We start from the raw sequence: 13,505 nt of genomic DNA, 5'->3' as shown, positions 1-13,505 counted from the left end.
GCGATTAATACACTGGCATACGCGGGTCAATCTCGCGCGCCCAGGCCAGAATGCCGCCTTTGACGTTCTTCACCTTGCGAAAGCCGACGTCGTGGATCAGGAACCTCACCACATCGGCGCTGCGCGCGCCGCTGCGACAGTGCACCAGGATTTCGTCGGCCTGGCTCAGTTCGTGTAGGTGATTTTGAATCTCGCCTTTGGGAATGAGCCGTGCGGCGTCCAGGTGGGCAATCTGCCATTCGTATGGCTCGCGCACGTCAATCAGGATGGTGTTGGTCTGCTCCAAGCCGGCTTCGATGCGCTGCTTGAGTTCGTGCACGGTGATCTCCGGCACACCGTGCCCGGCGTCCGACGTTGCCGCGTTGCGTGAGGGCATGCCGCAGAACGCGTCGTAGTCTATCAGCTCGCGCACCGTGGGGTGCTCGCCGCAGATGGGGCAGGCCGGATCTTTGCGCAGCTTCAGCTCGCGGAAGCGCATCTCCAGCGCGTCGTAGAGCAGCAGCCGGCCGATCAGCGGCTCGCCGATGCCGGTGATGAGCTTGATCGCCTCGGTGGCCTGGATCACGCCGATTACGCCGGGCAGCACGCCCAGCACGCCGCCCTCTGCGCATGAGGGCACCAGGCCGGGCGGCGGCGGTTCCGGGTAGAGGCATCGGTAGCACGGGCCGTGTTTGGCCCAGAACACCGAAGCCTGGCCCTCGAAGCGAAAGATGCTGCCATACACGTTCGGCTTGCCGAGCAACACACAGGCGTCGTTGACCAGATAGCGCGTGGGGAAGTTGTCGGTGCCGTCCACGATCACGTCGTAGTCGGCGAAGATGCGCAGGGCGTTCTGGCGGGTCAGCGGCTCTTCATAGCCGGTCACTTCCACGAAAGGGTTGATGTCCTGGATGCGCTGCGCGGCGCTCTGCAGCTTGGGCTTGCCGACGGTGCTTTGGCCGTGGATGATCTGGCGTTGCAAATTCGACTCGTCCACCACGTCGAAGTCCACGATGCCGAGATGGCCGACGCCGGCCGCGGCGAGGTACATCGCCGCTGGCGCGCCCAGCCCGCCTACGCCAACCAGCAGCACGCTGGCCTGTTTGAGCTTCTTTTGACCGCTCATGGCAATCTCGGGCAGGATCAGGTGGCGCGAATAGCGGCGGATCTCGTCGTTGGAAAGGTGGACGCCGCTTAGCTCGGCCACAACCGGCGCCATGCCGCCTGCCACGCTCGGCACGATGCTCAACGTCGCGCCGTCGGGAACCAACGTGTCCGTCCCTTGCAAGTAGCGGATATCCTCGTCGCCGAGATACACGTTGACGAACGAGCGCAACTTGCCCTCGTCGTTAAACAGATGGCGCTTCAGCTCGGGATAGGTCGCGCTTAGCGCAGCGAGCACCTCGGCGACGGTGCCGGTGTTGCCGGTGATCTCTTTCGCCCCACCCACATAGGGCCGCAGCGGGGTGGGAATGCGAATGGTGATTGACATGCGCTGAAGGATACCTGATTTCGCGCACGCGGGCAGGGTCGGCACTGGTCTCCGGTTTGCGCCGGCGGCGATAATGGGCAGGGTGAGCTACGACTTCTCCAAGATCGAGGCGCACATTCAGGGGCTGATTGCGCGCACGCCGCTCAACGGCGCCGCATTGTCCATCGCTCATCGCGGCACGTTGATCTACGAACGCGCATTCGGCAGCTATTCCCCCGATATGCGCGTCGCCGTCGCTTCGGGCTCGAAATGGGTGAGCGCAGCAGTGATCGCATCGTTGATGAGCGATGGCATGCTTCACCTCGACGAGCGCGCCTCAGATTACCTGATGGGCTTTGATGGCGACAAGTCCACGATGACGCTGCGTCACTTGCTGGCGCACACGTCCGGCCTGCCGCCGGGACGGGCGCCGTGCGCCGGCCATGCTGCGCACTCGTTGGCTGCCTGCGCCGAGCGAATCGCGCTGTCGCCTTTGGTTGCCGCGCCAGGACAGGCTTTCGCCTATGGGGAAAGCGCGTTTCAGGTCATCGGGCGAATCGCTGAAGTGGCGACCGGCCGATCATGGTCGGCGTTGTTTCACGAGCGCATCGCCGAGCCGTTGAGGATGACGGCCAGCGACTACGGCGATCCACCCGCCGACCATCCTCGCATCGGCAGCGGCCTGCGCACGACCCTGCGCGACTACAGCCGCTTCGTGCGCATGATCGCTGCCGGAGGCACCCTCGACGGCGCGCGCGTGCTCGCGCCGGAGCTGGTCGCGCTCATGCACGAGGATCACACGTTCGGCGCACCGGTCATCGCTTCGCCCAATCTCTTCCCCGGCGATGGGTACGGCCTGGGCGTCTGGCGGGATAACGCCGATGCACGCGGGCAGGCCATCCAGGTGAGCAGTCCGGGCGCCAACGGATTCACGCCGTGGGTGGACTTTCGGCGCGGCTTGGCCTGCGTCTTCCTCGTGTGCGATTCATACCGGCGTATGGCTGCGCCGGTGCGCGAACTCCAACGCCTGGTGCACGCCGCCGTGGAGATCGTTAGTCGCTGATGACGAGCGACTCTTCCTCAAACGCATCGCGTTCGTTGCGCAGCAGCCACGCCTGCGCCGTCGTCGCTTTGCCGCCGCGCACCGAGACGATGAGATAGGAAATGCCCGGCCAGGCCTGGCGGCGATCCATCTCCGATGGTTGCGAAGGGTGATCGGGGTGTGAGTGGAAGACGCCCACGATGTCCAGGCCGCGCCGGCTGGCCTCTCGGTCGGCCTTGACGTATTCATCCGGCGAAATCAGGTAGCGGTTGCGCCGGCTTTCACGCGCGCTCACCGCTTCCCAAGCGTTGGCGACCAGAATGACATCGCGCACCAGCCGATGGTTCGGATGAGTGGGGTCGTCCATCTCGCCGATTAAGATGCCGCAGGCCTCGTAGGGATAGCCGGCCTCCAGATGGCGGGTCATTTTGTCGAAGAGCGATCGCGAGATCGTGAGCATGATGTCCTGGCCTACCAGAAGCGTTCGCTGACGTATTTGTAGCCGGCGTCGGCCAGGATGGTGACGATCACGCCTTCCTTCAGGCGTTCGGCCACACTGAGTGCGCCGGCGACGGCGCCGCCGGCGGATGGGCTGACGAACAGCCCCGCCTCGCGCGCGAGTTGTCGCGCCATGGAGTGCGCTTCTTCGGTCGCAATCTCGATGTTCTCATCGGCCAAGGCCGGGTCGTAAATCTGCGGCCGGATCGCCGTCGGCATGTGCTTCCAGCCTTCGATCGCGTTGAGCGGCGAATCCGGCTGGAGCGAGATCAGGCGAATCTTCGGGTTCAGCTCGCGCAGGCGGCGACCGGTACCGGTAAATGTGCCGCCCGTGCCCAACGCGGCGACGAAATGGGTGATGCGCCCTTGGGTCTGCCGCCAGATTTCCTCGGCGGTGCCGTGGTAGTGAGCCAGCCAGTTGGCGTCGTTGTCATACTGGTTGGCGTAGAAGAACGCATCCGGCGACTGAGCGTAGAGTTGGCGGGCCTTCTCGATGGCGCCATCGCTGCCGGCCATCGGGTCGGTGAAGGTCATGTCCGCGCCGTAGGCGTTCATGATCACCTTGCGCTCAGGGGTGACATTGGCCGGCATGACCAGATGGACGCGATACCCTAATGCCGCGCCGAGCATGGCATAGGCAATGCCCATGTTGCCGCTGGTTGCATCCAGCAACGTTTTCTCCGGGGTCAAATACCCGGATTGAATCGCCGTGCGGACGATGTTCCACGCGGCGCGATCCTTGACCGAGCCGCTCGGGTTGAACCACTCGGCCTTGGCGTAGATCTCGACCGGCGCAACATGCGCAGCGATGCGCGCGAGCGAAATGAGCGGTGTGTTGCCGACCAGGTCCACCAGCGCGGACGGAAGTGAAGCGCCCATGTCATCCTGAACGAGGGGATTCGGCTGGCGCGCTCGAATGTGCCACGGGGGGAGCGGCGAGGTGGCGCATGAGCAGACGCAGGGCGGCGTCGGCGGTCGCTTGTTTGTTGCCGATACGGTCGCGCGACCCGAGGTGGCGCTCGCCCTGTTCGCCCAGCGGCGAACTGACGCCGACGTAGGTCAAGCCCACCGGCTTATCGGCGCTGCCACCGTCTGGCCCGGCGATGCCGGTCGCGCTCACGCCGACATCCACGCCGAGCGCGCGGCGCACACCGCGCGCCATTTCCAGGGCACACGGCTCACTCACCGCGCCATGCTGCTGGAGCGTCGCCTGGCGCACACCCAACGCGCGTTGCTTGATCCCATTGCTGTAGGCGATAATGCCGCCGGCGAAGTAGGCCGAGCTGCCGGGTCGGTCGGTGATCACATTGCCGATCAGCCCGCCGGTACACGATTCGGCCGTGCCGAGCGTCCAGCCGCGCTGGATCAGCGCATGCGCAATCGCGTCGTTCGCGAAGCGCCGCCACTGCGTGCGCAGTTCGTCCTGGATGAGCGCGACGGCGCCGCGCGCGCTGGCCGCCTCGTTGGGCGGCAGTTCGCACGCGAGCGCCTCGAATTCATCCTCGTCCAGGATGAGCATCGTCCCCTGTGGATCCATCCAGATATCCAGGGCGAGGTCGTCCCACTCGATGCCGTCGTTTGCGATGCGCGCCGGCCGGGCGACATCGGCATACCAGCCCTTCAAGTCACCATGGCGATGGCGAATCTCAAACAGGTTATACCAACGATTGGTGTAGAAGGTTTCGATGAAGATATCCCCCTGTTCGAGCGTCACATAGGGCAGGGTCCGGGTCGGCAGCGTCCAAATGGCGCGCAGGGTGATGCGCTCACCATCGCGCGAGAGCACCTCGCCGTCGTAGCTGACTTTGCGCTCGCTGCGATGGTCGCATTTGTGCACGCGCATAGGGCGAGATTATACTGACGGGTGGTTAGCGATTGGCGATGATTTCCCCGCTGCGCATCCTGGCATTGACCGCCCTGGCGGGCGCAATGCTGCTCTCGAATACCGGCGTGACGCGCGCCGTCACCCGGTCGGCCTGTTTTCGTATTTTGCACGCCTCCCCGGATGCGTCGAATTTGGACGTGTACGTCAACCGCACGCGGGTAGCCGATGGCATCGCCTACACCCAGTTCAGCCAAAGGCGGTGGTGTATTGCGGCAACTATCGTGTTGGTGCGCGCCTTCCCGGCCGGCGCCGATCCGAATACGACTGCGCCGCTGGTGAGTTCAAACATCACCATGGCGTTCAGCCGGAGCTACGTGATCGCACTCGCCAACCGGCTACAGCAGTTACAGGTCGTCGCGCTGGAAAATCCAACGACACCGCCGGCCGGTCGGTTCAGCTTGCGCGTGGCGCATTTAGCGGTAGATGTCGGCGAAGTAGACTTGGCGGTGACGGGCGGCGCCGTGTGGCTCTTTAACGTTGGCTTTCCCACGGCGCAAACCACGACGCAACCCGCCGGCGCCTACACGCTCGAGTTGCGAGAGGCAGGAACCCCAACTGCACTGGCTGCGCTGGGCGCGCTCACCTTCCGCTCGCGCGAGCGCAAGACGATCTACGTGCTGGCGCCAAGCGCAGCAACGACCATGGACGCCACAGCGCGGGGGATCACAGCGCCGCTGATCACCTTCATCGAGCCCGATCGTTGATTCAGCGCGACGCGCGCATCCAGGGCGGACGGAGGGCAGCGATGCGCGCGAAGATCGGGCAGTCTTCGTCATGCGCGCCCGGCAAGTAGCCGGTGCTCATCAGGAATTCGTTGACGATCTCGCCGCCGGTGAAGACGAAGTTCTGCCTAAAGCGCTTCACCCACTCCTCCCTGCGGAGCGGATGATGCGCCTCCAGCCATCCCTGGAATGAGCCGTAGTTCGCGCGCAGCGCGACGATGCGCCGCGCATTTTCGATCGCGGCGTTGATCTTCAGTCGGTTGCGGACGATGCCGGGGTCGGCCAGCAGGCGCGCGCGGTCGGCCTCGCCGTAAGCTGCGACGGCGTCCACATCGAACCCGCTATAGGCGCGCCGAAAATGCTCCAGCTTGCGCAGCACCACGTCCCACGACAGGCCAGCCTGGTTGATCTCCAACACCAGTCGCTCGAACAAGGCGTTGTCATCGTGCACAGGGAAACCGTGCTCGTGATCGTGATACCAACGATGGATCGGGTGCGCCTTGGGCGAGCGCACGTATTCGCAGTAGCTTGCCACTACCCTACGCCCATCTTCTGACGCCGCCTGGTGATTTCGGCGATCTCTTTACGACCGAGCAGGCCGGTGGGCGTCGGTGAGTCGTCACCTTCTGCTGCGTCGCTTGCGCTTGTCGCGTCGCCGGACCTAACGCGCGCCGCCGAGATCAAGCGACGGACGCGCCGGCTGTTGCAAAACGGGCAGGCGCCCCCACCCTTCGGCGCCTTCTGATGAGAGGCGAACCAACGCTCGAACCTCTCTCCGCATTGGGCGCAATGATATTCGTAGATCGGCATAGCACTGTAGTTGTTCTACTGTCTCTCCGTGCCAATGATAGCGCTCGACGGGGACGGTTTTTAAGGTTTAGGCGCCTGCCGGCAACGCCAGCGCCGTTTGCACTGCCTCAACATCACGCTCCCACAATGCCGCCTGAGCGTCGCTGGGCATGCGCCAGTCGCCGCGCGGCGACAGCGCGACCGAGCCGACCTTTGGCCCGTCGGGCATGGCGCTGCGCTTGAACTGCTGCGCGAAGAACCGCCGGTAGAACACGCGCAGCCACCTGAGGATTGTTTCATCATCATAGCCGCGCCCCGATGAGCTACCGAACGCATGACGCGCCAAGAAGAACACCTTGCGCGGCGCATAGCCGTAGCGCACATGATAGAACAGGAAGAAGTCGTGCAACACGTAGGGGCCGATGGTCGCTTCGGTCTCTTGTTGCAGCCGGCCGTCCTTCAGCGGCAGCAGCTCGGGCGTGATGGGCGAGGCGCTGATGTCGCGCAGCACGCGCGATGTTTCGCCGCTGAACTCCTCGTCGGCGCACCAATCCACCATGTAGCGCACCAGGGTCTTCGGCACGCCGGCGTTGACGTGATACATGCTCATGTGGTCGCCGTTGAAGGTGGCCCAGCCCAGCGCCAGCTCGCTCAGGTCGCCGGTGCCGACGACAAAGCCGCCGATCTGGTTGGCCACGTCCATCAGGATCTGTGTGCGCTCACGCGCCTGTGCGTTCTCGTAGGTCACGTCGTGTTGATCTGGGTCGTGGCCGATGTCGGCGAAATGCTGGCCGACAGCCATGTGGATGGGAATTTCGCGCGCCGTGACGCCCAAAGCCTGCATCAGCGCCCAAGCGTTGCTGCGCGTGCGCTCGGTGGTGCCGAACCCGGGCATCGTGATGGCAGTGATACCTTCGCGCGGCAGGCCGAGCTTGTCAAAGGCGCGCGCCGTCACGAGCAGCGCCAGCGTCGAATCCAGCCCACCGGAGACGCCGATGGTCACCCGGCGCGCCCCGGTGTGCAGCAGTCGCTTGGCCAGGCCGGTGGACTGAATGGCGAAGATTTCGCGGCAGTGCTGAGCGCGCGCCGCCCGATCGCTTGGCACGAACGGCATTTGCGGGATCGGCCGACGCAGCGCGCGCCACAAGATGTTTGTCTGAGCATCGCCCAGGCGAAAGGGAATCACGCGAAAGGCATGCGACCCGCCGGCCGCCCGGTAGGTGGTGTTGAGCCAGCGGTCATGGCGCAGGCGTTGTAGATCAAGATCGGCGATGGCGACTTGAGTGTCGAAGTGAAAGCGCTCGGTCTCGGCTAACAGTTGGCCGTTCTCGCACACGAGCGCATGCCCGCTATACACCACGTCGGTGGTAGATTCACCCGGCCCCGACCCCGCATACAGGTAGCCGGCGATGCAGCGCGCCGATTGCTGTCGCACCAGGTCGCGCCGATAGTCCGCCTTGCCGAGTTGTTCCGGGCTGGCCGATGGGTTGAGCAGCACCGTGGCACCAGCGCGGGCCATGGGGCCGCTGGGCGGCTCGACCGCCCACAAGTCTTCACAGATTTCGACGCCGAGCACACAGTCCGGCATATCCTCAGCGACGAACAGCAGATCGGCGCCGAAGGGCACGGCCTGGCCATCGAGCACGACGTGTTGCGCCGTAGCACACTGCGCCGGACTGAACCAGCGCTGCTCGTAGAACTCGCTGTAGTTCGGCAGGTAAGTTTTGGGCACGAAACCCAGCACGCGCCCGTCGCTCACGAACGCTGCGCAGTTGAACACACGCCCGTCCAGCGGCACGGGCAGCCCCAAGACTGCGGCGATGCCGATCCGCCCGGCTGCTTCTGCGACCTGTCGCAGGCCAGACTGCGCTGCTTCCAGCAAGCTGGTCTGCCGGAAGAGGTCGCCGCAAGTGTAGCCGGTGATGCCCAGCTCAGGGCAAACGGCCAGCGCACACCCATGCGCCCGCGCCACCTCCAGCGCGGCGATAGTCGCGCGCGCGTTGAACGCCACGTCGGCGACGCGCACGGCCGGCGCGATCGCCGCGACGCGCAGCATGCCCAGCGAAGCGGCGGAGAATAAGTCTGACGGACGAGCAACCACCCCGGACGATTATAGAAGCCTGCGTTTACGATTTCGCGCACGGCCATTGGCGTGGTCATCCGCCGACGCCGACACCCGTTTGAATCTCCGGCAGCAGCCGTGCAACATCACATGCCATTCGCTATACTTCTGACCGTTGGGGCAAGTTGATTGGACGTAAAGCATCCCATCAGCTCACCCGGCCATTTTCAGATGACCCTCTATAGGAGAATGAAATGACCAAGCCAAGAACCCTCCTGCGTTACGCCCTAGTGAGCATATCGGCCCTGGCTATAGCCGGCCAGAGCTTCGGCGCAACCCCAGCCATTGGCCGGCTCCGCTACCAAATACCACCTGCCGCAGTAATCGAAAGCCCCGACCCGTCGCAGTCCATCCGCTCAACACCCCGCCCCACCCTATCCCCTACACCGACCCCAACACAGACGCCGGTAGCAACGGCGGGCGAGCGCACCGAGGAGCGTGATGGGGGATTTGCCTATATCCTACCTGCCGGCTGGCGAACCAAGGAAGTCTCAGCGTCATCCTTCAAAGTGCTGTTTGCCCCTTCCGATGGGAGCGGCTTTACCCCTAACGTGAATTTCGTCATAGATGAGTCTGAGGTTGACTTGGAGACTTACGTCGAACTTGCAATTGAAGAGCTGAAAAACGAAATCTCAGGATTCGTGTTGCTCAAGGAGGAGAGGCTAACCACAGACCAGGACAGCGACGTGGTCAAGCTAACTGCCAATTCGACGCTCCAAGGGCGGCGATTGCGCCAAGTCTTTTACATCGTCGAGCTGGGGCCGCGTCGGCTTATCGTCACTTACACCCGCTTGCAGAACAGTCAACAGCGATACGACAGGGAGGTAGACAACTTTGTTAAGACTATTGAACTCCTTGAAGTTGACGAAGAACAAAGCAAGCCCTCGCGACACAGTGAGCCGGATGGTGGGTTCTCGTATGTCATCCCAGAAGGCTGGGAGTTGGAAGACACACCCGGCGCAGAATTCAAATCCCTCGTCAATCCGGGAGAAGAGGACAGCGTTAAACCAACGGTCGCCTTCTTTACGCTGGATGATCCTGCGCCTATTGATCAGGCATTTAGGCGCAAGTATCGCACCTTGCTGCCGAACCGACTGCGGGAATTCTATAATCGCGCGGGGAGCGTCCGCTTCATCCGGGATTCGCTGTTCACCACCGATACAGGCTACAACGCCGCCAAGTTCGTCATGGAAGGTACGGTGTATAACCAGCGCGCACAAATTACCGCCTACATCGTTGATATTGAGGGACGCAAGATTGTAGCGCTCTATGCGCGGCCACGCGGCAGCTCGCCAGACAACGACGAGCAAATCGAAGCGATGATCAACACGCTGGGCACGCTGGACCTTGCAGAGGCTGAGCCGGCAAGCAATGATGAGGCCGAGACGTTAGAAGATGGACGACACTACGAGCCACTCGGTAACTTCTCCTACAACTTGCTGCCGAAATGGAGTTTGAAGTCCCCCCAAGAACTGAATGTTTCAGACACCGAATTCAGCGTCCTGATCGGCCCTGTGTCCCAGAACTTTGCTCCGAATGTCCTCTTCCTCGAGGAAGCAATGCCCAGCAAACTATCGGACTACGTCAGCTCGCTGACGCGCCAACTGCGCAGCAGCGGCCGTCGCGTCAGCTCAGAGCCGCAAGAGCGCAAGACCGATGACGGCCTGACATACGTGCGCCTCATCACCACAAGGACAGATGACGGACAGCAGATACAACAGGTCTTCTACGTCTTCCCTGAACAAAAGCGCGTGATCGTCGGCATATACACACGGCTGGCCCAGCGAAGCCAAGCATCTCTCGATGGCGAAGTCGAGGCCATGATGCAATCGTTCCGTTTTGGCAGATAACCTTGCTGTCGCGCCAACGCTAAAGCCGGCCCAAAAGCCGGCTTTAGCGTTTAATCCTCCAAGGCCTGTCTCAAAGGTCGAGAGCACGATGCCCAGGGCGTTGTCGGTTCAGTTTGCGTTATGGGCGTCCCTGCTTACAATGGCCTACCCAGGAAGGGCGATTGCCGGTAAAGCACTTACGCAATCGGCCATCGCCCTCAATTTGCTCAAGCTCACATCAAACATTATTATGGAGGACAACGAGATGACGCATAAACCAGAAACGACTCTCAGCCGCCGTCAGATGCTGAAATTGCTGAGCATCGGTGCAGGCGGCGCGCTCTTGGCTGCGTGCGCGCCGGCCACTCCTGCCGCCCCCGCAGCTACCGAAGCACCTGCTGCGCCGGCCGCCACCGAAGCGCCCGCCGCCCCCAAGCCCACTGAGGCGCCGAAGCCGACCGAGGCGCCCGCTGCGACGGCTGGCCCGATGAAGAATAGCGTGGGCAAGGTGCTGCCAGAAGATGCCGCGCCGCCGGAGCTGCAGGTATACGTCACCGCCGGCAGCGGTAGTCCCGGCCAGTTTATGGACATCAGCGCGAGCGTCTACAACCGCGCCCCGCTGGCCGACATGTATGGCGTGCCGCTTACGCGCATCAACAAGGATTTCGAGCTGGTGCCCGGCGCAGCCAAGGAATGGAAGGTGTCCGAAGACGGCCTGACCTGGACGTTCACCCTGCGGGATGATATTGTCTGGAGCGATGACACGCCGCTGACCGCCGACGACTTCGTGGCCACCTTCCGCTACATGGCCGACCCGAAGAGCGCCTACGACTTCACGTGGTATTACAGCAAAGGCTCCGGCAACATCAAGAATTTCGACGAAGTCGTCGCCGGCAAGATACCGGTCGAAGAGCTGGGCGTGCGCAAGGGCGCCAACGACTACGAACTGATCATCGAGACCAGCGAGGTCACGCCGTATTTGCCGCGCCTGTTCATGTTCGCTATGCCGTTGCAGGCCAAGGCGCTGGCCGCCCACGGCCCGGCATACAACTCCAACCCGGCCACCTGCGTTTCGTGCGGCCCGTTCATCGTCAAAGAGTTTAGCCCGACCCGCATCGAAATCGTCGCCAACCCGAAGGCGGCCGACGACATCAAACCCTTCCTCGAGCGCATAATCGCCGTGCCGTTCCCCGACGCCTTCCAGGCGTATCAGGCCGGCCAGGTGGACTTCACCAGCATCGGCAACGCGGCGCAAGTGGACGCGGTGCTGAACGACCCACAGCTCAGCGCGCAGGCGACGCCGGACGTGGGCGACTTCCGCACCGACTACTTCTTCTTCGATGTCACTAAGCCGCCGTTCGATAACCTGAAGTTCCGCCAGGCGCTCTCACACCTGTTGGATCGCGACAGCATCGTCAAGTTCATCACCAAGCCGCTGCTGGCACGTCCGGCCTACTCGTTCCTCGCGCCCGGCTTCCCCGCAGCCAACGGCGAAGCGCTGAAGGAAATCCAACGCTACGATCCCGAATTGGCCAAGCAGCTCTACGCAGAGTCCGGCGTCAAGGTGGACAAACTGCTGCTGCAGATGCGCGGCGACCTGGAGGGCTACTTCGGCAAAGAGATCACCCAAGCCTACGCCGACTCGATCAAGCAGAACCTCGGCATCGAGGTTGAAGTCAAGTCCGTGCCGCAGAAAGACTACATGGCCGACCTGCTCAAGCGCACGCCGGACGGCAAGCCCGATACGACGATTGACTTCGGCTACATCTCCTACGGCATGGACTACCTCGACCCGTCGAACATGCTGACGGTGATGAAGGGCAGCGACCTGGGCGGCCGCCATACCTGGAACAACAAGGAATACCAGGACCTGCTGGCTAAGGCCGGTCCGATGACCGACATCGAGGAGCGCACCAAGCTCTACCAGCAGGCCGAGAAGCTGATGGTCGAGGAGTGCGCCTTCATCTTCTGCATCCATCGCACGCCGGTCAACTTGTGGAAGCCTTACATCAAGGGCGCGCCGATGGAACCCGGCAAGATCAACACCAACCGCGGCGTGGCTTGGCCGAACGTGAACGCAATGAACAACAGCGCCTCGGAAATCTACATCGCCAACAACGTCCTCGAGTATCGCAAGAACATCCCGTAAGCCAAGTCGCACCAAGCAACAAGCATCAGAACCTAAGGTCCTCAACGGACCTTAGGTTCTGATTCGTATCGTATGGCGAGATATATCCTGGGCCGTTTGGCCGGGCTGGTATTCGTGCTGCTCACCGTCTCGTTCCTGACGTTCTTTCTGATGTACAGCACGCCCGGCGGCCCCTTTGATGAACTCAACCAGCCGTTGTCGCCCGAAGCCAAGGCTAACATGATGCGCAAATACGGGCTGGACCGGCCGTTCTACGTGAACTGGTGGAACTGGGTCACCAAAGCCGTGCAGGGCGACTTCGGCATGTCCTACTACTACCCCAATACGCGGGTGATTGATTTGTTCTCCAAGTATTGGGGGTCGAGTTTGATGTTGGGCTTCCTTGCGGTGGCGTGGAGTTTCCCACTCGGCGTCGTGCTCGGCGTGATTGCAGCGCTCAAACGCAACACCTTTGTGGACCAAGTCATCACCACCGTTGCGCTGGTCACCGTCACTGTGCCGATCATCTCGTTAATCTTCTTCGGCATCGCCATCTTCGTCATCGGGCTGAAGTGGTTCGGCTTCAACAACGGCCAGCCGCTGTATCAACAGCCCCCCAATGCATGGGTGTTGCCGGCGTTCATCTTCGGCCTGGGCACGGTCGGCTCGCTCACGCGCTACACGCGCTCCGGCATGCTGGACGTGTTGAGCCAGGACTACATCCGCACCGCGCGCGCCAAGGGGCTGAATCGCACCGTCATCATCATGAAGCACGCCATGCGCAACATGCTCATCCCGCTGGTCACGATCTTCGGCCCGGTGCTGGCCAACGCGATCACCGGCTCGACGTTCGTCGAAATCGCCTTTGCGATCCCCGGCATCGGGCGCTTCTTCCTGGAGAGCATCTACACCCGCGATTATCCCGTCATCATCTTCACGGTCATCATCACGGCAACGATTTTGACGATCAGCAACTTGCTGATCGACATTGCCTACACGCTGATCGATCCGCGCGTCCGATTAGGAGGAGGGCACTGACC

At 62.6% G+C, this 13,505-nt stretch carries 12 protein-coding genes; 5 read left to right on the top strand and 7 right to left on the bottom strand.

What is annotated here, in order from left to right; all coding sequences use genetic code 11:
• Nucleotides 1–4 precede the first annotated feature (4 nt).
• A complete protein-coding gene (moeB, locus tag GXH28_RS01345) occupies nt 5–1,471 on the bottom strand; it encodes a molybdopterin-synthase adenylyltransferase MoeB (RefSeq protein WP_169237195.1) in 1,467 nt (488 codons plus the stop codon).
• 82 nt (nt 1,472–1,553) lie between these two features.
• On the opposite strand from moeB, the gene GXH28_RS01340 reads away from it, so the two are divergent.
• Nucleotides 1,554–2,513 carry a serine hydrolase gene (locus GXH28_RS01340; protein ID WP_169237194.1) on the top strand — a complete coding sequence of 320 codons (960 nt, stop codon included), beginning with the start codon at nt 1,554–1,556 and terminating at the stop codon, nt 2,511–2,513.
• Here the strand turns inward: GXH28_RS01340 and GXH28_RS01335 are convergent.
• Genes GXH28_RS01335 through GXH28_RS01325 form a run of 3 tightly spaced genes read right to left on the bottom strand, consistent with a single transcriptional unit; the run spans nt 2,503 to nt 4,833 of the window.
• Nucleotides 2,503–2,952: a Mov34/MPN/PAD-1 family protein gene (locus GXH28_RS01335; RefSeq protein WP_169237193.1), complete on the bottom strand. Its 450-nt coding sequence runs from the start codon at nt 2,950–2,952 to the stop codon at nt 2,503–2,505. The genes GXH28_RS01340 and GXH28_RS01335 overlap by 11 nt on opposite strands.
• A gap of 11 nt (nt 2,953–2,963) precedes the next feature.
• Complete coding sequence (locus tag GXH28_RS01330) at nt 2,964–3,869, bottom strand: PLP-dependent cysteine synthase family protein (RefSeq protein ID WP_169237192.1); 906 nt, start codon at nt 3,867–3,869, stop codon at nt 2,964–2,966.
• A gap of 1 nt (nt 3,870) precedes the next feature.
• Complete coding sequence (locus tag GXH28_RS01325) at nt 3,871–4,833, bottom strand: nicotinamide-nucleotide amidohydrolase family protein (RefSeq protein WP_240550100.1); 963 nt, start codon at nt 4,831–4,833, stop codon at nt 3,871–3,873.
• Nucleotides 4,834–4,871: 38 nt separating this feature from the next.
• Here GXH28_RS01325 and GXH28_RS01320 point away from each other — a divergent pair, with 38 nt between their 5' ends.
• Nucleotides 4,872–5,579 carry a DUF4397 domain-containing protein gene (locus GXH28_RS01320; protein WP_169237191.1) on the top strand — a complete coding sequence of 236 codons (708 nt, stop codon included), beginning with the start codon at nt 4,872–4,874 and terminating at the stop codon, nt 5,577–5,579.
• Nucleotide 5,580: 1 nt separating this feature from the next.
• On the opposite strand, the gene GXH28_RS01315 is transcribed toward GXH28_RS01320, so the two are convergent.
• From GXH28_RS01315 to GXH28_RS01305, 3 genes are all read right to left on the bottom strand, one after another.
• The gene (locus tag GXH28_RS01315) at nt 5,581–6,132 is read right to left on the bottom strand and encodes a DNA-3-methyladenine glycosylase I (protein WP_169237190.1); all 552 of its coding nucleotides are present in this window, start codon (nt 6,130–6,132) and stop codon (nt 5,581–5,583) included.
• Nucleotides 6,132–6,407: an FmdB family zinc ribbon protein gene (locus GXH28_RS16920; protein ID WP_169237189.1), complete on the bottom strand. Its 276-nt coding sequence runs from the start codon at nt 6,405–6,407 to the stop codon at nt 6,132–6,134. The genes GXH28_RS01315 and GXH28_RS16920 overlap by 1 nt, the downstream gene beginning before the upstream one ends.
• A gap of 67 nt (nt 6,408–6,474) precedes the next feature.
• Nucleotides 6,475–8,487: an NAD(+) synthase gene (locus GXH28_RS01305; RefSeq protein WP_320447889.1), complete on the bottom strand. Its 2,013-nt coding sequence runs from the start codon at nt 8,485–8,487 to the stop codon at nt 6,475–6,477.
• Nucleotides 8,488–8,702: 215 nt separating this feature from the next.
• Here GXH28_RS01305 and GXH28_RS01300 point away from each other — a divergent pair, with 215 nt between their 5' ends.
• From GXH28_RS01300 to GXH28_RS01290, 3 genes are all read left to right on the top strand, one after another.
• Nucleotides 8,703–10,358 (top strand): DcrB-related protein, encoded by a 1,656-nt coding sequence (locus GXH28_RS01300; RefSeq protein ID WP_169237188.1) that lies wholly within the window; start codon nt 8,703–8,705, stop codon nt 10,356–10,358.
• Between the two features lie 283 nt (nt 10,359–10,641).
• Nucleotides 10,642–12,486 carry a peptide ABC transporter substrate-binding protein gene (locus GXH28_RS01295; RefSeq protein ID WP_169237187.1) on the top strand — a complete coding sequence of 615 codons (1,845 nt, stop codon included), beginning with the start codon at nt 10,642–10,644 and terminating at the stop codon, nt 12,484–12,486.
• Nucleotides 12,487–12,558: 72 nt separating this feature from the next.
• On the top strand, nt 12,559–13,503 hold the full coding sequence (locus GXH28_RS01290; protein WP_169237186.1) for an ABC transporter permease: 945 nt from the start codon (nt 12,559–12,561) through the stop codon (nt 13,501–13,503).
• Nucleotides 13,504–13,505 lie beyond the last annotated feature (2 nt).

The organism is Candidatus Roseilinea sp. NK_OTU-006, from assembly GCF_012931985.1.
Taxonomy (GTDB): Bacteria; Chloroflexota; Anaerolineae; order J036; family Brachytrichaceae; genus JAAFGM01.
This window is presented reverse-complemented; position numbering and strand designations above follow the sequence as displayed.